Below are 25,031 nucleotides of genomic sequence, written 5' to 3'. Positions count from 1 at the left end.
ATAACTTGTTGGACTCGATTGGCGTATTTAATTCTAATGCGCAAAAATATACTGCTAAAATAGCAATAAATCACGCGTCTAACGCCGATATAATTAAGGATTGAAATGAATAAAACCACTGCGATTGAACAAGTTCGCGCAAGCTACAATGTACGCCATTGGAGTCAAGGTTATTACGGTATTAATGATCAAGGTGAAGTGTATGTTGCACCCAATGCAGCACAACCTGATCAAACGGTGTCGTTGGCCTCTATTGCTGAACAAATTCAACAGCAAGGGTTATCACTGCCAGCATTGGTAAGATTTCCACAAATTCTCCATAACCGTGTACATAATTTATGTGCTGCCTTTAATGAAGCAATTGCTGCTTATAATTACCCTGAAAAATACTTATTGGTATACCCAATCAAAGTTAATCAACAACGTGAAGTCGTTGAAGAAATTTTAGCTAGCCAAGCCAATCAAGAAGTGAAGCAATTAGGCTTAGAAGCAGGCAGTAAAGGTGAATTATTAGCCGTCTTAGCGATGGCACAAAAAGCCAGCTCTGTGATTGTGTGTAATGGCTATAAAGACAGTGAATATATTCGTTTAGCGTTGATCGGTGAAAAACTCGGTCATAAAGTTAACATTGTATTAGAAAAGCTTTCTGAGCTTGATATGGTGTTAGCTGAAGCGAAAAAATTGAATGTATCACCTCGTCTTGGCCTACGTGTACGTTTAGCGTCACAAGGCAAAGGCAAATGGCAAGCAAGTGGTGGTGAAAAGTCTAAATTTGGTCTGTCTGCATCACAAGTATTAAGCGTCTTGAATAAACTCAAAGCGCTAGGGATGACTGACACTTTGCAACTTGTGCATTTCCACTTAGGTTCACAGATGGCCAATATCCGTGACGTGCGCACAGGTGTAAGTGAAGCAGCCCGTTTTTATTGTGAATTACGCCGTTTGGGCGCGCAATTAGTCTGTATGGATGTCGGCGGTGGTTTGGCCATTGATTATGATGGTACGCGCAGTCAATCAAGCAACTCAATGAACTATTCACTTGCAGAGTACGCTAACAATATCGTCTACACCATTGGCGACATTTGTAAGCAGTACGAACAACCTATGCCGATGATTATTTCAGAGTCTGGTCGTGCGTTAACTGCTCATCACGCGGTGTTGATTTCAAATGTGATTGGCACTGAGTCCTATAAAGCAGAAGACATTACAGAACCAAGTAGTGATGCGCCAATTTTACTTAAAAACATGTGGCACTCATGGGTACAATTAAATAATCGCATTGATGATCGTGCTTTAATTGAGATTTTCCACGATTGTTTAAGCGACCTTGCAGAAGTCCACAGCCAATTTGGTATGGGCTTATTGGGTCTTGAACAACGTGCATGGGCTGAACAAGTCAGCTTACGTGTCAGTTATGAACTGAGCCAACTCATGGATAGCAAAAACCGTTTTCATCGCCCCATTATTGATGAATTGAATGAGAAACTAGCCGATAAGTTTTTTGTAAACTTCTCGTTGTTCCAATCGTTACCAGACGCATGGGGCATTGACCAGGTGTTTCCTGTGTTGCCGTTATCAGGATTAACTGAAGTGCCAAAACGTCGTGCCGTTTTGTTGGATATTACTTGTGATTCCGATGGTACAGTTGATCAATATGTTGATGGACAAGGAATAGAAACCACTTTACCTGTACCAGAATGGTCGCCAGAATCCCCATATTTATTGGGCTTTTTCTTAGTCGGTGCTTATCAAGAAATCTTAGGTGATATGCACAACTTATTTGGTGATACACACAGCACAGTTATTAACATGGATGAAAACGGCCAAGCCCATATCAGCGAAATCAACGAAGGCGACACTGTTGAAGATATGCTGCGTTATGTTCACTTAGACCCAGATTCATTCCGCGCGGCGTATGCCGAATTGGCCGAAAGTAAATTGCCAGAAGATGAGCGTGAATCAGTTTTAGCTGAATTAGATTTAGGCCTAAAAGGCTACACATACTTAGAAGATATTTAACGCTTAGGAGCGGATGATTAAATGAGCCAACTGTTTCAACGTGAAGAAACGTCGTTATTCAGTAACCCTATGACTTTTTTGCGTCAGCCATTAGTGCAAAACCCACTCAATGCTGATGCCGATATTGTCGTGTTAGGATTACCGTTTGATATGGCCACATCAGGTCGCTCTGGTGCCCGTATGGGCCCAGATGCGATCAGAAGAGCGTCGGTTAATTTGGCGTGGGAAGGTAAACGTTTTCCATGGCCGTTTTCGCTCACGGAGCATTGTAAAATCATTGATGCGGGCGACTTAATCTATGCCCCAGGTGACTGTGAAGGATTTACCGAACTGGTTGAACAAGCGGCGACTGCTCTGCTTGACCAAGGTAAAACGATGCTTAGTTTAGGTGGGGATCACTTTGTTACCTTACCTTTACTGCGTGCACATGCTAAGAAGTTTGGAAAAATGGCGTTGATCCATTTTGATGCGCACACAGATACTTACAGCAACGGCAGCCGTTATGATCACGGTACCATGTTCTATCATGCTCCAAATGAAGGGATCATTGATAAGCACCATTCAGTGCAAATTGGTATTCGTACTGATTACACTGAACAAGAACATGGCTTCAATGTGATCAACGCCATGCAAGCGAATGATTTAACACCTGAACAAATTGTTGCACAAATCAAACAAACTATTGGTGATTTACCTGTGTATCTCACTTTTGATATTGATTGTTTAGATCCTGCGTTTGCTCCAGGTACAGGCACGCCAGTATGTGGTGGATTAACAACTGATAAAGTATTGAAAGTGCTTAGGTTATTAACTGACATCAATATTGTCGGCATGGATGTTGTTGAAGTTGCACCGGCTTATGATCATGCAGAGTTAACGGCACTAGCAGGTGCATCAATTGCATTAGAATTAATGCATTTGTGGGCTTTGCAGAATAAAGATATCAAATAACGCAATCCAACAAGCAAAGATGTATTGTTGAATACTATAAAAAAACCGCCGCTTGGCGGTTTTTTTTATAAAATGTGTTGCTGATATTGCTGCCAACTACTGTTTAAGATCAGTTTATTCGAATCCGCGAATGTTTGCCAAGACCACTTAATATTATCGTGTGGATTTAGTTGCTCATTAATGACTGGCAATGAAATATGCGGGTGTTGTTTAATTAACCAGTCGAAATAAAATGCCGTTGTTTTATAACCAGCATCATAATGACCGCCTGCTTTACGATGACTGACATCAATATATCCCGCTTGCATCCTAACGACGTCTGCAATGCCTTCAATGACCGGGCCAATCTCGGCGTAATTATGATCATCAAGTTGATAAGCATGCGCTATTTCATGATATAAAATGCCAACTATCTCATCGACTAGTGCTGCTTGATGATGAGATTTCTCAAATTTTGCAAGATAACCACGACTGATTTTAATCGTAGCCCCATTAAAATCTCCCTCTTTGAACGCGACACCCTCAAACTCACTTAGAATAATCCCTAAGCTTGGAAGTTGAGGGGCTGACTCAACTTTATCATAGAGCAATCGGGCCACATTAAAACTTATCTGTTTAATCAACGGCACAGTCAATGATTGCCAGATAGGATGATTGGCTTCTGTCTGATTTTTAATTTCCACATTAGGTAACTGATACCCTATCCAGCCAATATCAGATTGAAATGAGAGCGGTTTTAGCGTGATCTGCTCGCTATGACTCGCAGTTGATGTCATTAAAGCTGTAGCAAGAACAGTCAATTTTAAACACGCCAGTGACTTAATTGTTACTCTCATAATAGTGTACTCAGAGAAGGTGGACGGTTGCTAGGGGCATGACCCCATGCTTTATTTGGCTTATCACTCATCACAAAAGTCAGTTGCCCGCCGGCCATTATTTGTTGATGTGTGATAAAACTTTGCGTTAACGGCTTACCGTTCAGTGTCGCCGTTTGAATGTATTGGTGCGTATTACTTAAGTTTTTCGCTTCGACAGTAAAAACCTGTTTGTTGGGCAGCTTAAGTGAAATTTTTGGCAATTGCGGTGCACCAATGGCATAACTTAAATCACCTGGTGCCACAGGATAAAAACCCATTGCCGAGAAAATATACCAAGCAGACATCTGCCCGACATCATCATTACCGGCTAATCCATCTGGCTTATCAGATGACAAGGTATCCATAATTTGTCGGATGCGCTCTTGAGTTCGCCATGGTTTTCCTGCGTAGTTATACAAATACGCTATATGATGACTTGGTTCATTGCCATGTGCATAGTTGCCAATTAAACCGGCGATATCTTCATGCTCTTTAATCATTTCATCAGATAAATGCGTGTCAAATAATGCATCTAAGCGCTGTTCGAATTTAGTGTCACCACCGATTAAATCAATCAAACCTTGTACATCATGTGGTACATAAAATGTGTATTGATTAGCGTTTCCTTCGGTAAATGGCCCCATATATTTCGCCTCTTCTGGGTTAAATTCTGGATCCCATTGGCCTTTACTATCGCGCCCTCGCATATATCCTGTTTGCTTATCAAAGACATTTTTATATGACAACGCACGTTGGTAGTACACGTTGGCATCATTAGGTTTACCCATCGCTTCTAAGAGTCGTGCAATTGTAAAATCGTCGTATGCATATTCAAGCGTGATAGAAACTGACTCAGGCAACACATCCATTGGCACATAACCAAACTGTTTATATTCTGCTGTTGCATCATAAATCGGGCTATTGGCGGTGGCTAATACGGCTTCCAGTGCCAATTCAGTATTAAAATTACGGATCCCTTTTAAATAAGCATCTGCAATCACCGACACAGCATGATAACCAATCATGGTCCAAGTCTCGTGGCCATGAAATGACCAAATCGGCAGCATGTCATCATAACTTTGCTGATAATGGTCGAGCATAGATTGCACCATATCACCCACTCGCTGCGGATCGACATAAGTGAGCAATGGATGCAATGCGCGATAGGTATCCCACAATGAAAACAAAGTATAGTGAGTATGATCTTTGCCTTGATGGATTTCTCCATCCACACCACGATATTGGCCATTAACATCTTGATAAATTGAGGGCGCTTGCAGTGCATGATAGAGCGAGGTATAAAACTGGCGTTTTTGAGCTTCGCTGCCTTGCGCTTCAAATTTACTTAAATAGTGATGCCATTTTTGCGCTGCGTTATCCCGTACGGCTGTAAAATTCCAATCTGGAATTTCTGTTTGTAAGTTTTCAAGTGCATTTGATTTACTGACCGCAGATAAACCGACTTTGATTTTAATTGGTTGTTTAGTCGGGTTATTAAAGCTGGCGACAAACTTAATCGCTTTACCCGCAGCTTCTTTAACTTGTTTGTTTTCGATTGTTGAGTGTTTTTCTTTACCTAAACAATCCATACAACGATACCGGTTATCATCAAGATTAATAAACTGGTAGTTATCAATCGGCTGAGAGAACTCAATCGCAAAATACATCTGTCGATTGTTTGCCCAGCCATTGGTTGCTCGGTAGGCAACTAAAGTACGATTGTTAATTTTACGGATGTCACTCCAAATAACTTTATTTTTGAAGTTGTAAATGGCGCTGGTCAAATCAAGCATAATATGAGCTTGTTGTCCTTTACTGAAGGTGTATTGGTGCATACCCGCTCGCTCCGAGGTCGTAAGCTCTGCTTTAATACCACTATCGAGTAGTTCAACGCCATAATAGCCGGGGCTCGCCCATTCTTGATCATGAGAAAATCGTGAGCGATAGCCTGCATCTGGGTTATCTGCTGAACCAGGCTCAATCTGAACAGTATCAATCATCGGCATGATCAATAAGTCACCTAAGTCTGAATGCCCTGTGCCACTAAAGTGAGTATGTGAAAAACCAACAATGGTATGATCATCATAATGGTATCCTGCGCAGCGCTTATAAATTTCGGGTTGAGGATCCACACCCCGCATGACGGTATCTGTATCGGGACTCAACTGCATCATACCAAATGGTACAACTGCACCCGGAAACGTATGGCCATCTCCGCCTGTGCCAATGAAAGGATCAACCCATTGATTATTTGTGTTAGCTATCAGTGAGGACGAAAAGAAAATCGTGCCAATTGCTGCTGGTATTAAAACATGTGTTATTTTCATTTTAATTATTTAGACCGTTCCAATTTATTTAATAGTAACGTGTTTATGAATACGTATTCAATACGTAAAGTAAAAAAAGGGAACTGGAATGGGGTAACTTGGATGTAATTTGTTTTTTTTCAGTGGGTTAAATAAAAAAGAGTGCAAAGGCACTCTTTTTTATGCAAATTAATTTAACAAAATCCGACTTATTTTGTTGCTTGCCATGTCTGTTGTAACTTAGTCACATTAAACGCAAACCATAAAATGAACACATAACAGACAGCTGGGATCAAAAAGCTTATCTGGATATTGGCAGCATCAGCAACAAACCCTTGAATTAATGGAACAATGGCGCCACCTACAATTGCTAAACATAACCAGCCCGATCCTTTACTCGTTTGTGAATCTAAGCCTTCAATTGACAAGGTAAAAATTGTTGGAAACATAATTGAATTAAATAAGCCTATCGCAAGTACCGAATACATAGCAAGATTGCCGCTGGTGTTCACCGTTAGAAGTAATAAGCCAATCACCATCGCACTATTAAAGACTAATACTTTCCATGGCTTAACTGTTTGCATCAGGTAAGCACCAACAAAGCGACCAATCATCGCCCCGCCCCAATAGTAGCTAATTAACTTCGCGGCGGCGTGCTCTTCTAAGCCTGCAATACTTGGATCTGCAAAATAGTTTACTAAGAAACTACCGATGGACACTTCTGCACCTACGTAACAGAAAATACCAATGACACCCATTAATAAATGTTTGGCTTCACGCAAAGGTCGCTCTGCGACAACGTCAGTCTCATCGCCATGATGTTCATGTAGCTCAGGTAATTTTAAAAAAGCAAACACAATAGCAATCGTCAGTAACGCGCCAGCAATCATCAAATAAGGCACTTTAACCGAATCAGCTTGTGCTGCTTCGTTAATTAACGCACCTGTGCCACCAAAAAATAAAGCCGCCCCAACTATCGGGCCAATCGTCGTCCCTAATGAATTTAACGCTTGTGCTAAATTTAAACGACTTGAAGCGGTTTCGACTGGGCCAAGTGCTGCAACATAAGGGTTAGCAGAGACTTGTAAAATGGTGATACCACCAGCAAGAATAAATAAAGCCGCTAAAAACAGGCTGTATTGATGCACAGCTGCTGCGGGGTAAAACAAACAACAACCAAGTGCTGCGACCGTCAAACCAATAATCACTCCTTTACGATAGCCAACTTTACGAACCAACATGCCTGCTGGTAACGAGACAATAAAGTAAGCACCAAAGAAACAAAATTGGATCAACATCGCTTCGGTATAACTTAAATCAAAAACGGCTTTTAAACGAGGAATTAACACGTCATTTAAAACAGTTATAAATCCCCATAAAAAAAACAAAGTGGTCATTGCTGTTAGTGGTAACAGGTAATTTTTATTATTTTGAGTCTCGCCAGTTGAGAAAGACTGGTTTAAATTCACTTCACTCACATTTAACTCTCCATTAACGTAGTGACTTGATTGTACACAGCAAGGATTTAAAATCACAATAATTTTATTGGAGCGTTCCAATTAAAAGGTAAAGTAGGTATAGTTCGCCCAATTAGATGTTAATAGGGCTACTCATGCCAGACTTTCAATCCATTAAATTTTTACGCCAACATATCCAAGCAACGATGGCATTTTATGACCCTCGTAGCCTTGATCAACAAGGTGGCTTTTATCATTTTTATAAAGATGATGGCACTGTTTACAATGCACGCACCCGGCATTTAGTGTCGAGTACTCGCTTTGTGTTTAACAATGCGATGGCCTATCGCGAATTTAATCAAGATAGTTATCAATCCCGAGTTAGCCATGGCTTGAGTTACCTCAACCAGCACCACCGCCAAGCAAATGGCGGCTATGCTTGGCTACTTGAAGACAACCGTGTCACTGATGGCACAAACCATTGTTATGGCTTAGCATTTGTATTGTTAGCCAATGCCGTTGCCATTCAAGCGGGCGTTAATGATGCTATCAATGAGTTAACTGCCACTTGGGACTTACTTGAGCATCATTACTGGCAGCCAAGTCATGGTTTGTATTTAGATGAAATCAGTGATGATTTTTGTCAAACAAGTCCGTACCGTGGCCAAAATGCCAATATGCATTTATGCGAGGCGCTAATAACCTGTTATGAAGCAACAGACAATGCTGAGTATCTTGAACGAGCATTGTTACTTGCACACAACATCACTGTGCGACAAGCTCACTTAGCGGGTGGTTTAATCTGGGAGCATTATGATCAGCATTGGCAAGTTGACTGGATGTACAATATCGATAATCCGAAACATTTATTTCGCCCGTGGGGATTTCAACCAGGGCATTTAACTGAATGGGCTAAATTGTTACTCATTTTAAACCGTCATCGTCCTGCTCCTTGGTTAATCGAACGCGCTGAAGCATTATTTTTAGCTGCTCTCGATAATGCATGGGATCATGAACATGGTGGGATTTATTATGGTTTTGCCCCTGACAAATCAATTTGCGATGACGATAAATATTTTTGGGTGCAAGCTGAATCATTCGCAGCTGCGGCATTACTGGCCATTGAAACAGGCAAAGATATTTATTGGCAATGGTATGAGAAAATTTGGCAGTACGCTTGGGAGCATATGATTGATCACTGCCATGGTGGTTGGTACCGGATTTTAACCCGAGATAATCGTGCATATAGCGATGAAAAAAGTCCCGCTGGTAAAACAGATTATCATACAATGGGCGCCTGTTATGAAGTGATCCGTGCACTGAGATTAAAGGAGGCATGTTGATGAGTGTGATTTGTTTTGGTGAAGTGCTGGTTGATTTTTTATCTGATGGACAAACACCTGAATCATTTACTAAGTATGCAGGTGGTGCACCCGCCAATGTTGCTGTTGGGATCAGTAAACTCGGTGGAAAAAGTTCATTTTGCGGTATGTTAGGGAATGACATGTTTGGTGATTTTTTACATCAAGAGCTCAGAGACTTCGGAGTGAATGTCGATTATTGCGTCGCGACATCAGTGGCAAAAACAGCCCTTGCATTTGTATCACTTGATGAGCAAGGCGAACGGTCATTTAGTTTTTATCGCCCCCCAGCTGCCGATCTGCTGTTTAAAGCCGAACAATTCGATCAGCAGATGTTTGCCTCTCATGGCTACTTTCATTTTTGTAGTAACAGCCTAACAGAAAAAAGCATTCATCAGGCAACCATGGCTGGAGTTGAACTCGCCAAACAGCATGGTCTGATCATTAGTTTCGACATGAACTTAAGATTAAATTTATGGCCTCATCAACGCTATACCGCTGAACGTATCTGGCAGTGCCTATCGCAGTCTCACATTGTTAAACTCGCCAAAGAAGAATTAACTTTCTTATCGAAAAATAGTCATAAAAGTATTTCGGATGAGCAAACAATTACACGTTGTTTAGGCTTAGGTGTTAAACACCTGATCATTACCGATGGTGATCGACCCATCACCATTCATAGCCAAGATCAAATCTCTCAAATTAATGTTTCCCCTGTTGCTGCGTGTGATACCACCGCAGCCGGTGACTCCTTTATGGCGGGTGTTTTGTATTACTTAGATAAACAGGCAATTGATCACACACAGTTAAATACAACTGAGATTATTAATGCCGCAGAGTTCGGTGCAAAATGTGCAGCAGTCACTGTGACGCGCTATGGCTCATTTTCGGCGCTCCCTTCAACAAACGATCTCTAACCTCTATTTGTCATAGCCTATTGAATGTAGGCTTTTTTCATACTCAGATCTGGTGTTTGACAGCAGTTTGGGGTTTACTAAGGGTGTATTGGTTTAAACGGATTTAAATTAGCCAATTGCTAAGTCTTCAAGGAACCAAGTCCGCGTTTAAGAGCCGCGCGTTATCGCATCCCACTTTTAGTCAGTAGGTAATAAATGAAACAATATGACTATGCCAAGCAGGCATTACAATTAATTGATCTCACTAGTTTAAATGATTCAGATACTGAACAAAATATTATTGAATTATGCCACCAAGCACACACCAACGGGCTTCACGTTGCAGCGTTATGTGTTTACCCTCAGTTTATTTCATTAGCGAAAACCACCTTAGCGCAACTCGCTTTATCTCAGGTATTGATTGCGACTGTGGTCAATTTTCCAAGCGGCAATGATCCGTTAGACATGGTGATCGCTCAAACCAAACAGGCTCTTGATAATGGCGCGGATGAAATAGATTGTGTTATGCCCTATCAGGCACTGATGAATGGGGATGAGGAAAAAGTGCTCACGCTGATCCAAGCGGTGAAAAACGAGTGTGGTCAACGTACACTCAAAGTGATTATAGAATCTGGCCTGTTAGCCGATGAGACACTCATTAAACGAGCCAGTGAACTCGCCATTGAGGCTGGTGCGGATTTTATCAAAACAAGTACAGGTAAAGTGCCTATCAATGCAACGCTTTTGGCTGCCTCTGTCATGCTCAATGTGATTAAACAAAGTAATCAATCTGTTGGCTTCAAAGCCGCTGGAGGAGTTAAAACACTCGAACAAGCATGCGAGTATCTCAACTTAGCAACTGAAATTATGGGCCCGCAATGGATAAACCCTGAACATTTTAGATTTGGAGCTTCGGGATTACTGCACAATTTACAACTTGTTTTAACTGAGCGTGCCCCTGAAATCACCCAGACACCTGCAGGCGATTACTAATTAACGCCTGTCTTAACGTCTCAACGTAAAAGACCACTATTAAGTGGTCTTATTTGCTTACTTTTGTAATGTCACTGAGCACAATTTTGTTATTTGCATCGCGACTTTGCCGGATTAAATCATCACCATCAACAATGTCATCAGACTTGGCAAGGCGATCATACAAAAGGACATTCACCGTTGCCGCCAAATTCATACACCCTTTTGTAGGGATATAAACAACGTCATCACACCAAGCAAGTACGTCTTTACTTAGCGAGCCATCTTCTGGCCCAAAAATATAAAATGCTTCGTCAGGATGAGTAAATTGAGGTAAAGAAGTCGCACCTTCTATTAATTCCACCGCTACCACTTTACAGCTTGGGGTTAGAGCAAGCTTTAAATCCTCAACTCCCACTAACGGAATTGCATCGGTAATATTTTTTGTATCGGTATGAAATTTTCGCGCCCTATCAAAGCGAGTGCCAGTGTAATAAACTTCATTAACACCGTAACAACCCGCTGCGCGCATCACCGCGCCAACATTGGTCGGGCTTTTTGGATTGATCAATCCGATTGAAACATGTTTATCTGTGACCATGCTTGTTAATCCTTATCAAAGGTCGGCCAAGTGGCAATGTAATCCTGAAAATTATCCAGGTTCACTTCGTTATCTTTCACCACTTTGTCTTTGACGCTGATCCCTGCATCATGCATCGCTGTTTTGTCACCATTATGATTAAGCGGATGCCAACTTGCTAAACCTCGGCCTTCATGCAAACGACGATAGCTACAACTCTGAGGCATAAAAAATATGTCTTTTAAATTATCTTTGGTGAGTTTGACACAACTAGGGACAAGGCGTTGCCTATTTTCATAATTCGTACAGCTACATGCCGAAGAATCAAGGTATTGACATGCAATATTGGTAAAGATGATTTCTTCACCATCACGTAAGGTATCGGTAGGCGCAAATTCATCCTCTTCATCCTCGCTGTCGATAAACGAATTGAGGCAGCATTTGCCACAACCATCGCAAATGGCTTCCCATTCTTGTTGTGTCATTTCTGACAAACGTTTCTGTTGCCAGAAATTATCTTGTAACATACTGCTTAAACCTAATCGCCCCGATAAGGCGGGCATTTTAGCCCAAAGCCTTATACGGCGCAAAAATGATTGTCAGGATATGAATTAAATCTTTGGATAACCGATTTGATCGGATAAAAAACCCACAGAAGTCGCAAAATAATACGAACGATTCCAATGCATTAATGCTTTATAATTATCATACGCTAAATACATTCGACCATTCATATCATCAGGCATAACCAATGCAGCGGTAACGGACACATTGGGTAAATCAGTGCCATCGACTCGTCGCACACCTAAGGCTTGCCATTGGCTTAAGTCGCGCTCTGACACTTTCCATTCAGTTAACCACTCTTTACGTGAGCGTGTGCCACGTTTTAGCACGTATTGGTTAGCAAAAGACTCCGGTAGCTGTACTTGCCTTCCCCAGGTCAGTGAATCATTCCATCCTGCTTGTTTTAGATAATTCGCAATCGATGCAAATGCATCTAACTGATTCTGCCAAATATCTTTTTTCCCGTCTTTATCATAATCAACAGCGTAAGCCATGAACGATGTCGGCATAAACTGGGTTTGCCCCATAGCCCCAGCCCATGAACCTTTAAAGTTTTCAATATCAATATGACCCTGCTTGAGGATATCTAACGCAGCCCAGAGTTGATTTTTGTACATGGTCTCACGACGGCCATCAAAAGCTAACGTCACCAAGGATGAGATAACAGGAAAAGACCCCTGTATTTTGCCAAAATTACTCTCAAGCCCCCACAAAGCGACAATAAAGCGAGCTTGAACTCCAAACTCTTTGGCTATTTTTTCAAGATCTGTCTTATTTTCTGCGTATAATTTACGAGCTCGGTCAACTTTCCATTTCGGGACACGTTTTGGTAAATAAGTTTCCAGTGTTTCTTTTACTTCGGGCTGGTTTTTATCCGCTTTCAGTACTTTCTTTTTAAACTTAACGGTCGCGAAAGCTTGATCAATTAAAGCTTGGTCATATCCTTTTTCTAACGCTTGTGCTTTTAATTCAACAACATATTGATTAAATTTTTCTTGTTGTTCATCTGCGTTAACTGCACTTGTCAAACATAAACCTGCAGCACTAAAGACTAAGAACGCAATTTTTTTTATCACTGGTTGTTTGCTCCATTTTCTTTTCTAAGTTGGTCTAGCAGATTGTCAGTTGGCGGCGGGATTTGCAAGTAAAACCCTTTATCTGCTAATTGTTCACGCACTTTTTCGACATCAGCCACACCGAGCGCTTTTCGATCGCGAATATTGATGATCATGACTAAGATGGGTTTGCCAAATGTAGCTATTAATGCCTCAGGGACCTTCGAAAAATCATCTTTTCTTTCTACATACAGATAAGTGTCAATTTTTTTGCTACTTTTATAGACTGCCGTTAACATTCTATGCCTTTTTCGTCTTGCTTATAGGTGGTCGACACTATACCATGGAAGAATTAAAAAGTGAGAGAATTTGCGGCCGACGCGAGCGTTATATAACGATTTAATAATAAAGGTACGCAGATCATTAGAGCCCCTATGTCAGAACAAATATTCGAATTAAAAGGCAATTTATTTACCCTATCGGTATTACATTTGTATCAAAACGATAGCGCCTTACTTGCCAAACAATTAGATGAAAAAATTTCACAAGCACCAAAATTCTTTTATGGCGCACCCATCGTCATTAACTTGCAATCAGTCCAAGAGCAAACTCTCGATTTTACTGCACTTAAACAAATTTTATTGGATTTAAGACTCAACCCCGTTGGTGTCTGTAATGGCAGTGAGCAACAAAATGTCCACGCCAAAGAGGCCATGTTATCAGTGCTCAATTACGCACAAGATAACAAACCAGCAGCGCCGGTGACTTCATCCAATGCAATCGTCGAAAAAGAAGTGTACTTACCACCACAAGTGATTCAAGGCACAGTGCGCTCGGGTCAACAAGTGTATGCAAAAAACCGCGATTTAATCGTTCAAGGCTCAGTGAGTCATGGAGCTGAAGTCATCGCAGATGGCAATGTTCACATTTACGGCACGCTCAGAGGGCGTGCTATAGCTGGCGCGCAAGGATACCGTGACGCACAAATATTCTGTCAAAAATTAGAGGCAGAGCTTGTTTCAGTCAATGGAAATTACTGGTTAAGTGAATCACTCCAAGGTGCTCACTGGGGTTTACCAGCCTGTGTGCAATTAAAACAAGAAACTTTAGAAATTACCGCATTGGTTAAAGGATAACACTCATGGCAAAAGTTATTGTCGTTACTTCAGGTAAAGGTGGTGTAGGCAAAACTACATCAAGTGCAGCAATTGGCACTGGCCTAGCTTTAAAAGGGTATAAAACCGTTATTATCGATTTCGATATTGGTTTACGAAATCTAGACTTAATAATGGGCTGTGAGCGTCGTGTCGTTTATGACTTTGTCAATGTCATTAACGGTGAAGCAAACCTTAATCAAGCTTTAATCAAAGATAAACGTGTTGAAAAATTATTTTTACTTCCCGCTTCACAAACCCGTGATAAAGATGCGCTAACCAAAGATGGCGTTGAAAAAGTACTAAATGAGTTAAAAGAAACCTTCGATTTTATCGTTTGTGACTCACCAGCGGGTATTGAAGCAGGCGCGATGATGGCGCTTTATTTTGCCGATGAAGCGATTGTAACCACAAACCCTGAAGTGTCTTCGGTACGCGATTCAGACCGAATTTTAGGTATTTTACAGAGTAAATCAAAACGTGCCGAAGAAGGCCGAGAGCCAATAAAAGAACATTTATTATTAACACGTTATAATCCAGAACGGGTTGAACGTGGTGAAATGCTCTCTGTCGAAGATGTGCAAGAAATCTTAGCGATTGATTTGCTGGGTGTCATTCCAGAATCTCAAGCGGTACTCAATGCATCAAACTCAGGTCAGCCTGTGATACTCGATGGTCAATCTGATGCTGGTCAAGCATACCAAGATGCCATTGAACGTCTACTGGGTGAAGTGATTGACTTTCGCTTCCTAAGTGTTGAGAAAAAAGGTATTTTCAAACGGATTTTCGGAGGATAGCGTGGCATTATTAGATTATTTTCGCTCACCTAAAAAAGCAACGGCATCCGTTGCAAAAGAGCGCTTACAAATCATCGTAGCACATGAGCGTTCGCAACGAGGGACACCTGATTATTTGCCGCAGCTTAAGCAAGATATTCTTGATGTGATCCGTAAGTATGTCTCAATCAGCTCTGATCAAGTTCAAGTTCAATTTGAGCAAAACGAAGATGATTTGTCAGTATTAGAGCTTAACGTCACGTTGCCTGACGAACGTAAATAACCAATTATTGATAAAAAAGGGGTTGCGTAAAGCAACCCTTTTTTATTTGTCCCAATCAGCTAAACAATCCCCTAAAATCTGTTTACGCCAGCCAGTCATTAAATCCGGCATTAACGCTGTTTGTTTATCAGCTTCAGATAATTTCCAATGCCAAGACAAAAATTGATTGATTTGTTTTTTACTCGCAATCACATCCAAAGGAATGTTTGAACTATCAGCTACTTTTGCAAGCTTGTGCTTAATCAGTTTTGCAAAACGTTTATATTGTGGAAAATCGATAAGTCGTTTTATTTTTTCTGGGTAGTCCGCAGCAGGTACAGCTGACCCTCTGCTGACACAGGCAATAATTTCTTTCCCTGACTTATTGACTTCCATCGCTTCAATATCGGGTACATTACGTAATTGTGTTAATGATTGAGGGTTGCGCTTGGCTATCTCAAACATAGTATGTTCTTTTAAAATAAAGCCCAGCGCCAAGTTCTTCGTGCGTGCTTTTTCTCTGCGCCACATGGCAAGTTCCCTTAAGATAGCTAATTCTGAAGGGGCTAATTGCCAAGCATTTTTGATATCTTGATATAAGATTTGGTCAGGTGTTTGGTACGCGCGTTTACATACCAGCAATTCACTTTCACCGAGTACGACATCCAACAAATCTCGTGCGAGTATTTGCTGATAAATGAGCTCAAAACACGGCATCAAATAAAATACATCCCCTGCCGCATACTCAAGTTGTTTAGGAGTAAGTGGCCGTTGTAGCCAGTTTGTACGCGACTCACTTTTGTCTATTTCTAAACTAAGCAACTTTTCGACCATCGACGCAAACCCCACACAATTGGGCTCACCGAGTAGTGATAGTGCAAACTGAGTATCAAACATCGGACTGGGTACACATTGGCCATGTTTAATGCACACTTCAACATCTTCTGAAGGAGAGTGGAACACTTTTAGAATTGACTGTTCAGTCATCAGTTGCCAAAACTGGCTTAAGTCTAATTCACAACACGGATCAATCAGTGCCAGATGTTCACCATCAAACACTTGGATCAGGGCAATTTCTGGATAAAGCGTACGACGGCGCATGAATTCGGTATCAATTGCAAGAATCGGTTTTTTGGAAATGAGCTCGAGATACTGATCGAGTTGAGACTGTTCTGTGATGATTTGATATTGCAACGGTTCGCCCTTTTATGAAAAAGCCGGCATACGCCGGCTTTTCTTAACTTGCTTCTTTTAAGGCACGCCTTAAAATTTTACCGACATTCGTTTTAGGGAGTTCATCCCTAAATTCAACAAATTTCGGAACTTTGTAGTTAGTTAGATTTTTTCGACAATGGGCTATTATATCTTTTTCTGTTAAAGATTGGTCTTTTTTAACAACAAAAATCTTAACTTGCTCACCACTTATCTCATGAGGCACGCCCACAGCAGCAACTTCAAGGATCCCTTGATTCATCATGCAGACTTCTTCGATTTCATTTGGAAACACATTAAAGCCAGACACTATGATCATGTCTTTCTTACGGTCAACAATAAAGAAAAAACCTTCATCATCGTAAGTAGCAATGTCCCCTGTTGCAAACCAGCCGTCTTTTAAGCATTCAGCAGTGGCTTCAGGTCGTTTATAATACCCTTGCATCACTTGTGGACCTTTCACCCACAACTCGCCTGCTTCACCTTTAGCGACTTCTTGGCCATCTTCGCCCATGATTCTAATATCAGTGCTCGGTGCAGGTAAGCCAATCGAGCCATTATAGGCTTGCAAGTCGTAAGGGCTAATTGTAACCAGTGGCGCACACTCAGTTAAACCATAACCTTCAACAAGACGGCTCTTAGTAACTGTTTGCCATCGTTCTGCAACGGGGCGTTGTACTGCCATACCACCGCCTAACGATAATTTAAGGTTTGAAAAATCCAATTGTTCAAAGCCTGGCGTGTTCAATAAACCATTAAATAACGTGTTCACACCTGTAATGGCTGTAAATTTGTTATTTTTAAGTTCTTTAACAAATCCTGGCATATCACGCGGGTTAGTTATCAGTAAATTAAGCCCACCATATTTCATAAAGGTGAGGCAATTAGCTGTTAGAGCGAAAATATGGTAAAGCGGCAGTGCTGTGACAACCACTTCTTGACCTCGGTCGAGTACCTTATCAAGACAACCTGAAACTTGTTCTAAATTCGCAACCATGTTGCCATGGCTTAACATTGCACCTTTTGATACACCCGTTGTCCCACCTGTGTATTGTAAAAATGCGAGATCTTCGTGATGTAAATCTGGGCGTTGATATTTCCCTTCATCTGCATCAGCCATTAACTGATTAAACGCGATTGGCTTAGGTAATTTAAAAGGCGGCACCATTTTTTTGATGTGCTTCACCACAAAATTAACTAAATGTTTTTTAAACCCACCACACATATCACCAATTTCACTGAGCACGATATGCTTAACTTGTGTCTCAGCCAGCACTTCTTCTAAGGTGTGGGCAAAGTTCGCTAAAATCACGATAGCTTGGCTATCTGAGTCATTCAGTTGATGTGCTAATTCACGTGCAGTGTAGAGTGGATTAACATTCACTACCGTACACCCGGCACGAAGCGTGCCTAAAATAGCAATCGGAGTTTGCAATAAATTTGGCATCATAACAGCCACTTTATCGCCTTTTTTCAAGCCAAGATCATTTTGTAAATACGAAGCAAATTTCTTTGTCGCCAGATCTAATTCTTGGTAAGACATTTTTTTGCCCATGTTTGCAAATGCAGGTAACTGAGCATAGTCTGCGAAACTTATTTCAAATAGGTCTAGCAGGGAGTTGTAGTGTCTTGGATCTATTTGTTCAGGCATGCCCTCGGGATACCTTTTAAACCAGATTTTATCCACCGTTAGCCCCTCTTATTTTTATTCATTATGTGTAACCTTAAAACAACTAAGGCGATTAAACAATTGAGTATTTACTCTAAATGGTCGCATATCATCACACATTTGCATTCAAGTTACAATTAGCTCACGTTCACGTATCTATTATCCCTTGTAAGACTTGCGCTACAGCGATCGGATTATCCATATGACAATGATGCCCACCTTCAATATGAAATACATTTAATTCTTTAAATTCAGAGCCATACAGTTCGAGAGCTGTTTTCATTTGCTCAAGACCTGACTCTGCAAGAATCAGATTAACCGGCATTTGAACCTCCCTACACACAGCTTGACTTTGCGCTTGGTCAAATCTAAATCCTGAATGATGTTTTAATTTTGGGTCAATGGTCAACTTTACGCCAGTACTATCAATAAGAGAATTACGTTCCATTAATAATCGACATGATTCGAATGACAGATCACTCACTTGCATTCGTTTATTAATCAATTCAGTTAAATTTGCGAACACTCTATGTTTACTTTCTTTCGCACGGGTGCGCGCTCTCATTAAGATCGCATGACGTAACTGTGATGTGGTCTCTTGAGCAGGAGTGGTCACAAAACCAATCCCATCAATGAGCGTCAACGATTTCACCAGCGACGGGAAACATGCCGCAAAAAGGGTGATCACCATCGCTCCCATAGAATGACCAACGAGATGAATGGGTTGTTGATAGTTCATTGAAATTACTTGATATAAGTCGTCGACATAATCAATAAAATAGTAATGAGCTTGTGCATCGCGCCAATCTGATTGCCCATGACCAGGTAAGTCCAGTGCAATACAGTTGATGCCTTCGAGTGCGGAAAATAGAGGTATAAAACTGGCGCTATTGTCTTGCCAACCATGCACTGCGAGTAATGTTTCTCTCCCTTGTGCACCACATTGTTGTGCGCTGATTCTAAGATCTGAAGTGTAAAATGTGTGTTGCTGGATTCTCACGCTATTTCCTTTCATAATTTGACCAGTATTTTGAGTGTTCTAGCGATTTTTAGTTTTTATTCTTAAGGATACACCCTAAAATGCCCTGTCATTAAACAAAAAGAACATACTATGAAATACATCATTTCCCTAGGCGCGATTAGTTTATTTTCAAGCGCACTTTATGCCAATACGCCCAAAAACATTATTTATATGATTGGTGATGGGATGGGCCCAGCTTACACCAGCGCATATCGCTATTATTCGGACGATCCTGCGACTAAAGATGTCGAAACAACCATTTTTGATCATTTACTCACTGGGATGGCACGAACCTTCCCTGACGATCACACCTATGTCACTGACAGTGCTGCAGGTGCCACAGCACTTAGTACCGGTCATAAAAGTTATAATGGTGCAATTGCGGTCGATACACATAAAAAACCTCTTTTGACCATGCTTGAAATTGCCAAGCAAAAAAACATGACAACAGCCTTGGTTGCCACCTCGCAAATTAACCATGCAACTCCAGCCAGCTTTGCAGCGCATAATAGTCATCGCAAAAATTACAACGAGATTGCTGACGATTACATAGACAACAAAATCAATGCGCAATTTCCTGTCGACCTTTTGTTAGGGGGGGGTCAGAAGTATTTTATCCGAGAAGACCGCGATTTAATCGCTGAGTTTAAATCAGCTGGGTATGTATACAAAAATCAATTAGCAACACTCGACAGTCTCAATCAAATCCCAGCGATAGGCTTATTTGCAGATATTGCGTTACCGTATGTTGTTGATTCAGGCGAAAACCACCTCACCTTAATGACGAAAAAAACCTTAGAATTATTAGACAATCATAATCAAGAAGGCTTTTTTGCCATGATTGAAGGCAGCCAGATTGACTGGTGTGGACATGCAAATGATATTCGTTGTGCCATGGGTGAAATGAATGATTTTGCACAAGCCGTTACATTAGCGAAACAGTTTGTTGATAGCCACCCTGATACCTTGCTGGTTATAACAGCCGATCATTCGACCGGAGGATTAACTTTAGGCTCATTAGGTGAATATAAATGGGAAACCGAGATCATTAAAGACGTCAGTGTCAGTGCCAGTAAATTAGCAACTGAATTGGCTACCGCGCCTGATATTAACGCAACGTGGAAACAATTTGTAAAGTGGCCATTAAGCAAAGAGCAATTAGATGCGTTAAAAAAGGCAAAACAAATTGATGGTGATGCATTATTTACCGCTGTGCGAAAAGTGATTAATGACAAAAGCTATACAGGTTGGACAACTGGTGGGCACACAGCAATCGATGTGCCTGTTTTTGCCTACGGCATGGGCAGTGAGCAATTAAGAGGCCATCTCAACAATACAGATATTGCTCAAACACTGATTGACTATATTAAGCAGTAGATAATGAGGAGGGAGTTCCCTCCTCTACTTTATGCATATATATCAACGCCCACCAATTGCTCAATCTCTTCTCTACGTTCCAAATTAGCAAACGTTTTATAAAGACTAATCGCGGCATTCATCTTTTGATTAGGTTGATCATAAATAGTTGATTGTGGCTCATTAAATGGGTTTTTCTTGGCTAAGTCTAAGAGTGTATCTGAGTCAGATTTAATGTAACTTGGGCGCTCTGCCGCTGTGCTGTGTAGCAGTCGTGATTGCGGCTCAGCCTGCACTTTTTTGGGTGACGGCTGATATAATCGAACTGAATCAATATTTGAATTTACAATCAAACTCACTTTGTTTCCTCAAAGAAAGTAGGCGACTGTTTGAGTATAAATCACAATCAAACCTTGTACACCACAAAAGATTAATTACTCTCGACCAGGTAATTTCTTCCATGTTACGGTATCGCGCACATAAACAGGTTGGGCTTCTTCAGCAGATGTCACCCTACCTTGTTCAAACTGAGTGTGAGCTAAAGCAAGCATATACTGACTATTGGGCAGTAAAATTTGCTCGTCAAAAGTAATCAATTGACTCGTAATTACCTCTGGGTAGGCTTGCCAGCCAGTCCCCACAGCAATGCCTGTTACTTCAGAAAGTACAAGCTCATTTGGCTTAAGCACCCTTTCGTCATCCACAAGCGCTGCTTGACCATGTTCATCGCGTTTATAATGGGCAAAGTATATTTCTGACATGCGGGCATCAATCGCGACAAAAACATTATCAACAGCATGTTTTTCGAGCGCTTGTTGTGCCATCACTTGCATGGTTGAAATACCAACAACAGGAATGTTCGCTGAATAGGCAAGCCCTTGTGCAATTGACACACCAATGCGTACCCCCGTAAAGCTGCCTGGGCCACGGCCAAATGCAATCACATCAATATCGTGCAAACTTAAACCCGCTTGCGACAATGTTGCTTTAATGGTGGGCAGAATTTTTTGACTATGCTGCTGAGGGCATTCTTCGAAATGAACAATCATCTTTTCGCCTTGAACGGCAACAGATAAGGCTTCGGTGGATGCGTCAAACGCTAAAATATTTTGGCTCATATTACTCTATTAATGTTAAAAATTGTGCGGCTTTGTCTAAATCCCGAGTTCTGCTCATCGGTGGCAAACTTGCTAAAAATAAACCACCATACTGCTTAGTCACTAAACGATTATCGCAAATGACCAATACGCCTTTGTCTTGCTGATCGCGAATTAAGCGACCGACGCCTTGTTTTAAAGTGATCACCGCTTGTGGAAGCTGAATGTGTGAAAACGGCTCACCACCTTGCGCTTTACAGTCTCGCATTTTCGCTTGCAATAAAGGATCATCTGGTGCGACAAACGGCAGTTTATCAATAATAACACAACTTAGGCTACTGCCACGCACATCGACGCCTTCCCAGAATGAAGCTGTCCCCAGTAAAACGGCATTACCATGGCGTTGATATTTTTCTAACAAAATACGTTTTGACGTTTGTCCTTGTACAAATATCGGGTACTCAACCAAAGAACTCAACCCTTGGGCAACCAAATTCATCACACGATAGCTGGTAAATAAAACAAAACAGCGCCCTTTGGCAGCATTGATCATCGCAAGCGACACCTTCACCAAAGCATGAGCCATTTCAGGCGAATTAGCTTCAGGTAAGTAACGCGGCAAACACAGCAGTGCTTGATTCGCGTAATCAAAAGGGCTCTCAACGATAAAACTCTCAACAGGTGTTAACCCTAATGCTTGATTAAAGTGATGCAGCTCACCACTGACTGACAAAGTGGCAGACGTAAAAATCCAACCCGCATTTGAGTTTTCAATTAACTGAGCGAATTTTTCAGATATGTTAAGCGGAGTGACATGAAAGCTAACATTGCGCCGCGTTGTTTCATACCAATAACTAAAGCCGACTTCTTTTGTATCAAACATGGTTTCTAGCAAATTACGTAAACTGACACAACGATCGAATAAGTGATTAATGGAGTCAGTTCGCTCTAGGGCTAACTTAGTCACTTGATATAAAAAAGTAATATCATTGACTATCCGTTCGACTGCCCGAGTAATATTGGGGTTTTTTATTGCTTCACGCCAATCGCCTCGAATGCTATCGATTGGAAATTGGAGTCTAAAATCGGCGACACTCGACTCTAATTTATCAAGCGCTTTGCCAAGTTGGATCATGTCAAACAGTTCAGTCCGATACAATAAACGTAAATCTTTAATTAGGTCAAACAAAGACTTGGTACTGACAGTCTGGCCAAAGTATTGGCTCGCAATCTCAGATAATTGATGGGCTTCGTCAAAAATATAGGCATCCGCTGTTGGAATGAGTTCACCAAAGCCCCCCTCTTTAACTGCCATGTCAGCAAAAAATAAATGATGATTAACCACCACTAACTCCGCATCAATGGCTTTTAATCTCGCTTTTTTGATATAACAATTTTCGTATTCAGGACATTCTTTGCCTAAACAATTTTCGGCCGTTGACGTGACATATGGCAGCACTTTGGCATCTTCTTCAATGCCAATGCAATCAGCCATGTCACCGGATTGAGTTTCGGTTGCAAATTTAGCCACCATGGCTAATTCATGCATGATATCATTGTCATCTGTGGGCACATGACTCACATGTTGATTGAGTCGATGAGGGCATAAGTAATTTGCCCGCCCTTTTAATAATGCCGTCTTTTTGCCTTTGGTCAGGACGTTTAATAATTTGGGCAGATCACGGTGATAAAGTTGTTCTTGTAACGCTTTTGAACCGGTCGAAATAATGACTTTTTTGTCACTCAATAATGCAGGCGCAAGATACGCAAAAGTTTTACCTGTTCCCGTTCCTGCTTCGACAACCAATTGATGCTGTTTTAATATCGCCTTCTCAACAGCCATCGCCATATCAATTTGCGCTTGGCGAGGTTGGTACCCTTTGATTTGCAATGCCATCGGGCCAGATGCACTGAATATATCGGTTAAATTCGCCATTAAAAAGATAAGTTAGATCTTATGAAAACGCGATAGTACGTGACTCTGTTCGAGATAACCAGCTCAAAATCGATTATGCCCACGTATCTAGCTGACTGCCCTTTTCATCATCCTCTTGCTCAATTTCGCTTTTATCATCAGTTAGTTCTTTCTTTTTTAAGTCCAACTGTTTTAGTTCTTTTGACAGTTTTCTAATTTTTGCATCTTGCACACCCGCGACGATAATCGAGCGACGTTCGAGTGGCGTCACGTAAGCGATTCTGGGCAAAAAAGGTAAAATAGCATCCATAAACACACTCCTTAATACGCAATTTGTACCTTAACTATATTATCGACAGTTATAACATATTCTTTAAAGTACGTATTTTTATATTGCATAGGGAAGAAAATCATGGTTTTCTATATAGCAAGTAAACAATACTTAAACATTTATTAACAAGAGTAGATACAATGACTTTCAACCTGAACACTATTCATCATCACCATCATTCATCGGAATAGCCTTTCAGGTCTTTCGCTGAGGGGTTATTCCTTAAAAGGAACCTCCAGCGACTTGTAAAAACCAAATCATTTCGCCCCGAGGTTTCCCCTCGGGGTTTTTAGTTTTACTAATTAGGAAATGAGAAAATGACAGATTCAACACGCTTACGCATCGCAATACAAAAATCCGGCCGTTTATCAAAAGATTGCCAAGATCTCCTCAAACAGCTCGGTGTTAAACTTGAGTTACGAGAGCAACGCCTCATTGCACACGCAACCAATATGCCAATCGATGTACTCCGAGTTCGTGATGACGATATCCCAGGTTTAGTCATGGACGGGGTGTGTGATTTAGGCATTGTGGGTGAAAACGTATTAGTCGAAGCTCAAGCAGAGCGAGCTCGCCAATCTTTACCCAGTGACGTCAACAAACTTGCTAAGTTAGATTTCGGTTATTGCCGTCTGGCACTTGCTTGGCCACAAGAACTTGGCGCGCAATCAAAGCAATGGTTCGAAGGAAAGCGTATTGCCACGACTTACCCTGAAATACTGTCGCAATATTTAGCCCGTGAAAATATTAAAGCCAGTGTCGTCATGTTAACCGGTTCAGTTGAAGTAGCGCCGCGTGCAGGATTGGCAGATGCAATTTGTGATCTTGTCTCCACTGGCGCAACCCTCGAAGCGAATGGTTTAATGCAAGGCGAAACAATTTTAGAATCAAACGCATGCTTAATTCAAAATCCAGCTTTACAAGACGATGCCAAATTATCCCTCATTAATAAACTCCTGCCTCGCTTACGTGGTGTTAAACAAGCGAAAGAAAGTAAGTACATCATGTTACACGCGCCAAAAGCCCGATTAGATGAAATATGTGCATTACTGCCAGGCACTGGCCAACCAACCGTTTTAGCCTTAGCGGGCTCTGAAGAGTTAGTTGCGCTGCACATGGTCAGCTCAGAAACACTCTTTTGGGAAACAATGGAATCACTTAAAACGTTAGGTGCTAGCTCCATTTTAGTGATGCCAATTGAAAAAATGATGGAGTAAGAC

The 25,031-nt window shown here is 41.3% G+C and carries 24 protein-coding genes; 10 read left to right on the top strand and 14 right to left on the bottom strand.

Annotation, left to right across the window (positions count from 1 at the left end):
• Window positions 1–105 precede the first annotated feature (105 nt).
• Together speA and speB are read left to right on the top strand one after the other, a co-directional pair.
• Window positions 106–2,019: a biosynthetic arginine decarboxylase gene (speA, locus tag PULV_RS21635; RefSeq protein ID WP_086743401.1), complete on the top strand. Its 1,914-nt coding sequence runs from the start codon at window positions 106–108 to the stop codon at window positions 2,017–2,019.
• Window positions 2,020–2,040: 21 nt separating this feature from the next.
• Complete coding sequence (gene speB / locus PULV_RS21630; RefSeq protein WP_086743402.1) at window positions 2,041–2,970, top strand: agmatinase; 930 nt, start codon at window positions 2,041–2,043, stop codon at window positions 2,968–2,970.
• A gap of 65 nt (window positions 2,971–3,035) precedes the next feature.
• Here speB and PULV_RS21625 read toward each other — a convergent pair whose 3' ends face one another.
• The 3 genes from PULV_RS21625 to PULV_RS21615 form a co-directional block, all read right to left on the bottom strand.
• Window positions 3,036–3,806, bottom strand: coding sequence for a basic secretory protein-like protein (locus tag PULV_RS21625; protein ID WP_193332645.1), 771 nt, complete (start codon window positions 3,804–3,806; stop codon window positions 3,036–3,038).
• Window positions 3,803–6,154, bottom strand: a complete 2,352-nt coding sequence (locus tag PULV_RS21620) for a GH92 family glycosyl hydrolase (RefSeq protein WP_193332644.1) — start codon at window positions 6,152–6,154, stop codon at window positions 3,803–3,805. The genes PULV_RS21625 and PULV_RS21620 overlap by 4 nt, the downstream gene beginning before the upstream one ends.
• Window positions 6,155–6,342: 188 nt before the next feature.
• On the bottom strand, window positions 6,343–7,611 hold the full coding sequence (locus PULV_RS21615; RefSeq protein ID WP_193332643.1) for a sugar MFS transporter: 1,269 nt from the start codon (window positions 7,609–7,611) through the stop codon (window positions 6,343–6,345).
• Window positions 7,612–7,745: 134 nt separating this feature from the next.
• On the opposite strand from PULV_RS21615, the gene PULV_RS21610 reads away from it, so the two are divergent.
• The 3 genes from PULV_RS21610 (at window position 7,746) to deoC (ending at window position 10,840) form a co-directional block, all read left to right on the top strand.
• Window positions 7,746–8,933, top strand: a complete 1,188-nt coding sequence (locus tag PULV_RS21610; RefSeq protein WP_193332642.1) for an AGE family epimerase/isomerase — start codon at window positions 7,746–7,748, stop codon at window positions 8,931–8,933.
• A complete protein-coding gene (locus tag PULV_RS21605; protein WP_193332641.1) occupies window positions 8,933–9,868 on the top strand; it encodes a carbohydrate kinase family protein in 936 nt (311 codons plus the stop codon). The genes PULV_RS21610 and PULV_RS21605 overlap by 1 nt, the downstream gene beginning before the upstream one ends.
• Window positions 9,869–10,063: 195 nt before the next feature.
• Window positions 10,064–10,840: a deoxyribose-phosphate aldolase gene (deoC, locus tag PULV_RS21600; protein WP_193332640.1), complete on the top strand. Its 777-nt coding sequence runs from the start codon at window positions 10,064–10,066 to the stop codon at window positions 10,838–10,840.
• Between the two features lie 49 nt (window positions 10,841–10,889).
• Here the strand turns inward: deoC and PULV_RS21595 are convergent, their stop codons facing one another.
• From PULV_RS21595 to PULV_RS21580, 4 genes are all read right to left on the bottom strand, one after another.
• Window positions 10,890–11,420, bottom strand: coding sequence for an RNA methyltransferase (locus tag PULV_RS21595; RefSeq protein WP_193332639.1), 531 nt, complete (start codon window positions 11,418–11,420; stop codon window positions 10,890–10,892).
• A 5-nt stretch (window positions 11,421–11,425) separates the two neighbouring features.
• On the bottom strand, window positions 11,426–11,926 hold the full coding sequence (locus PULV_RS21590) for a YcgN family cysteine cluster protein (RefSeq protein WP_086743984.1): 501 nt from the start codon (window positions 11,924–11,926) through the stop codon (window positions 11,426–11,428).
• 84 nt (window positions 11,927–12,010) lie between these two features.
• A complete protein-coding gene (locus PULV_RS21585; RefSeq protein ID WP_086743410.1) occupies window positions 12,011–13,039 on the bottom strand; it encodes a lytic murein transglycosylase in 1,029 nt (342 codons plus the stop codon).
• Complete coding sequence (locus PULV_RS21580; protein WP_193332638.1) at window positions 13,036–13,317, bottom strand: YcgL domain-containing protein; 282 nt, start codon at window positions 13,315–13,317, stop codon at window positions 13,036–13,038. The genes PULV_RS21585 and PULV_RS21580 overlap by 4 nt, the downstream gene beginning before the upstream one ends.
• Window positions 13,318–13,452: 135 nt before the next feature.
• Here PULV_RS21580 and minC point away from each other — a divergent pair, with 135 nt between their 5' ends.
• Genes minC through minE form a run of 3 tightly spaced genes read left to right on the top strand, consistent with a single transcriptional unit; the run spans window position 13,453 to window position 15,231 of the window.
• Entirely contained in the window at window positions 13,453–14,154 is a 702-nt protein-coding gene (minC, locus tag PULV_RS21575; RefSeq protein WP_086743412.1) for a septum site-determining protein MinC, read from the top strand.
• 5 nt (window positions 14,155–14,159) lie between these two features.
• Window positions 14,160–14,969 (top strand): septum site-determining protein MinD, encoded by an 810-nt coding sequence (gene minD, locus PULV_RS21570; protein WP_086743413.1) that lies wholly within the window; start codon window positions 14,160–14,162, stop codon window positions 14,967–14,969.
• A 1-nt stretch (window position 14,970) separates the two neighbouring features.
• Entirely contained in the window at window positions 14,971–15,231 is a 261-nt protein-coding gene (gene minE, locus PULV_RS21565; protein ID WP_086743414.1) for a cell division topological specificity factor MinE, read from the top strand.
• A 42-nt stretch (window positions 15,232–15,273) separates the two neighbouring features.
• On the opposite strand, the gene rnd is transcribed toward minE, so the two are convergent.
• From rnd to PULV_RS21550, 3 genes are all read right to left on the bottom strand, one after another.
• Window positions 15,274–16,404 carry a ribonuclease D gene (gene rnd / locus PULV_RS21560; RefSeq protein WP_193332637.1) on the bottom strand — a complete coding sequence of 377 codons (1,131 nt, stop codon included), beginning with the start codon at window positions 16,402–16,404 and terminating at the stop codon, window positions 15,274–15,276.
• Window positions 16,405–16,447: 43 nt separating this feature from the next.
• Complete coding sequence (gene fadD / locus PULV_RS21555) at window positions 16,448–18,109, bottom strand: long-chain-fatty-acid--CoA ligase FadD (RefSeq protein ID WP_086743416.1); 1,662 nt, start codon at window positions 18,107–18,109, stop codon at window positions 16,448–16,450.
• A 130-nt stretch (window positions 18,110–18,239) separates the two neighbouring features.
• On the bottom strand, window positions 18,240–19,091 hold the full coding sequence (locus PULV_RS21550; RefSeq protein WP_193332636.1) for an alpha/beta hydrolase: 852 nt from the start codon (window positions 19,089–19,091) through the stop codon (window positions 18,240–18,242).
• A gap of 111 nt (window positions 19,092–19,202) precedes the next feature.
• Between PULV_RS21550 and PULV_RS21545 the strand changes: the two genes are divergently transcribed.
• Window positions 19,203–20,489, top strand: a complete 1,287-nt coding sequence (locus tag PULV_RS21545) for an alkaline phosphatase (RefSeq protein WP_193332635.1) — start codon at window positions 19,203–19,205, stop codon at window positions 20,487–20,489.
• Window positions 20,490–20,518: 29 nt separating this feature from the next.
• On the opposite strand, the gene PULV_RS21540 is transcribed toward PULV_RS21545, so the two are convergent.
• The 4 genes from PULV_RS21540 to PULV_RS21525 form a co-directional block, all read right to left on the bottom strand.
• Window positions 20,519–20,827: a hypothetical protein gene (locus PULV_RS21540; RefSeq protein ID WP_193332634.1), complete on the bottom strand. Its 309-nt coding sequence runs from the start codon at window positions 20,825–20,827 to the stop codon at window positions 20,519–20,521.
• Between the two features lie 75 nt (window positions 20,828–20,902).
• Complete coding sequence (gene tsaB / locus PULV_RS21535; protein ID WP_086743420.1) at window positions 20,903–21,586, bottom strand: tRNA (adenosine(37)-N6)-threonylcarbamoyltransferase complex dimerization subunit type 1 TsaB; 684 nt, start codon at window positions 21,584–21,586, stop codon at window positions 20,903–20,905.
• A 1-nt stretch (window position 21,587) separates the two neighbouring features.
• Window positions 21,588–23,501, bottom strand: coding sequence for an ATP-dependent DNA helicase (locus PULV_RS21530; RefSeq protein ID WP_193332633.1), 1,914 nt, complete (start codon window positions 23,499–23,501; stop codon window positions 21,588–21,590).
• Between the two features lie 73 nt (window positions 23,502–23,574).
• The gene (locus PULV_RS21525; RefSeq protein ID WP_193332632.1) at window positions 23,575–23,790 is read right to left on the bottom strand and encodes a hypothetical protein; all 216 of its coding nucleotides are present in this window, start codon (window positions 23,788–23,790) and stop codon (window positions 23,575–23,577) included.
• Window positions 23,791–24,128: 338 nt separating this feature from the next.
• On the opposite strand from PULV_RS21525, the gene hisG reads away from it, so the two are divergent.
• Window positions 24,129–25,028 carry an ATP phosphoribosyltransferase gene (gene hisG / locus PULV_RS21520; protein WP_086743423.1) on the top strand — a complete coding sequence of 300 codons (900 nt, stop codon included), beginning with the start codon at window positions 24,129–24,131 and terminating at the stop codon, window positions 25,026–25,028.
• Window positions 25,029–25,031: the final 3 nt, after the last annotated feature.

Origin of the sequence: Pseudoalteromonas ulvae UL12, from assembly GCF_014925405.1 — a bacterium.
In the GTDB taxonomy this organism is placed as follows: domain Bacteria; phylum Pseudomonadota; class Gammaproteobacteria; order Enterobacterales; family Alteromonadaceae; genus Pseudoalteromonas; species Pseudoalteromonas ulvae.
Note: the sequence above shows the minus strand (reverse complement) of the source record. Positions and strands in the feature narration are given on the sequence as shown.

Excerpts from the sequence above, each read along its gene's own strand:
- PULV_RS21525 (WP_193332632.1), bottom strand. The coding sequence starts at position 23,790 with ATGGATGCTATTTTACCTTTTTTGCCCAGAATCGCTTACGTGACGCCA.
- hisG (WP_086743423.1), top strand. The coding sequence starts at position 24,129 with ATGACAGATTCAACACGCTTACGCATCGCAATACAAAAATCCGGCCGT.
- minD (WP_086743413.1), top strand. The coding sequence starts at position 14,160 with ATGGCAAAAGTTATTGTCGTTACTTCAGGTAAAGGTGGTGTAGGCAAA.
- speB (WP_086743402.1), top strand. The coding sequence starts at position 2,041 with ATGAGCCAACTGTTTCAACGTGAAGAAACGTCGTTATTCAGTAACCCT.
- PULV_RS21545 (WP_193332635.1), top strand. The coding sequence starts at position 19,203 with ATGAAATACATCATTTCCCTAGGCGCGATTAGTTTATTTTCAAGCGCA.
- deoC (WP_193332640.1), top strand. The coding sequence starts at position 10,064 with ATGAAACAATATGACTATGCCAAGCAGGCATTACAATTAATTGATCTC.
- PULV_RS21530 (WP_193332633.1), bottom strand. The coding sequence starts at position 23,501 with ATGGCGAATTTAACCGATATATTCAGTGCATCTGGCCCGATGGCATTG.
- tsaB (WP_086743420.1), bottom strand. The coding sequence starts at position 21,586 with ATGAGCCAAAATATTTTAGCGTTTGACGCATCCACCGAAGCCTTATCT.
- PULV_RS21580 (WP_193332638.1), bottom strand. The coding sequence starts at position 13,317 with ATGTTAACGGCAGTCTATAAAAGTAGCAAAAAAATTGACACTTATCTG.
- PULV_RS21610 (WP_193332642.1), top strand. The coding sequence starts at position 7,746 with ATGCCAGACTTTCAATCCATTAAATTTTTACGCCAACATATCCAAGCA.
- PULV_RS21625 (WP_193332645.1), bottom strand. The coding sequence starts at position 3,806 with ATGAGAGTAACAATTAAGTCACTGGCGTGTTTAAAATTGACTGTTCTT.
- minC (WP_086743412.1), top strand. The coding sequence starts at position 13,453 with ATGTCAGAACAAATATTCGAATTAAAAGGCAATTTATTTACCCTATCG.
- PULV_RS21590 (WP_086743984.1), bottom strand. The coding sequence starts at position 11,926 with ATGTTACAAGATAATTTCTGGCAACAGAAACGTTTGTCAGAAATGACA.
- PULV_RS21605 (WP_193332641.1), top strand. The coding sequence starts at position 8,933 with ATGAGTGTGATTTGTTTTGGTGAAGTGCTGGTTGATTTTTTATCTGAT.
- PULV_RS21620 (WP_193332644.1), bottom strand. The coding sequence starts at position 6,154 with ATGAAAATAACACATGTTTTAATACCAGCAGCAATTGGCACGATTTTC.
- PULV_RS21595 (WP_193332639.1), bottom strand. The coding sequence starts at position 11,420 with ATGGTCACAGATAAACATGTTTCAATCGGATTGATCAATCCAAAAAGC.
- speA (WP_086743401.1), top strand. The coding sequence starts at position 106 with ATGAATAAAACCACTGCGATTGAACAAGTTCGCGCAAGCTACAATGTA.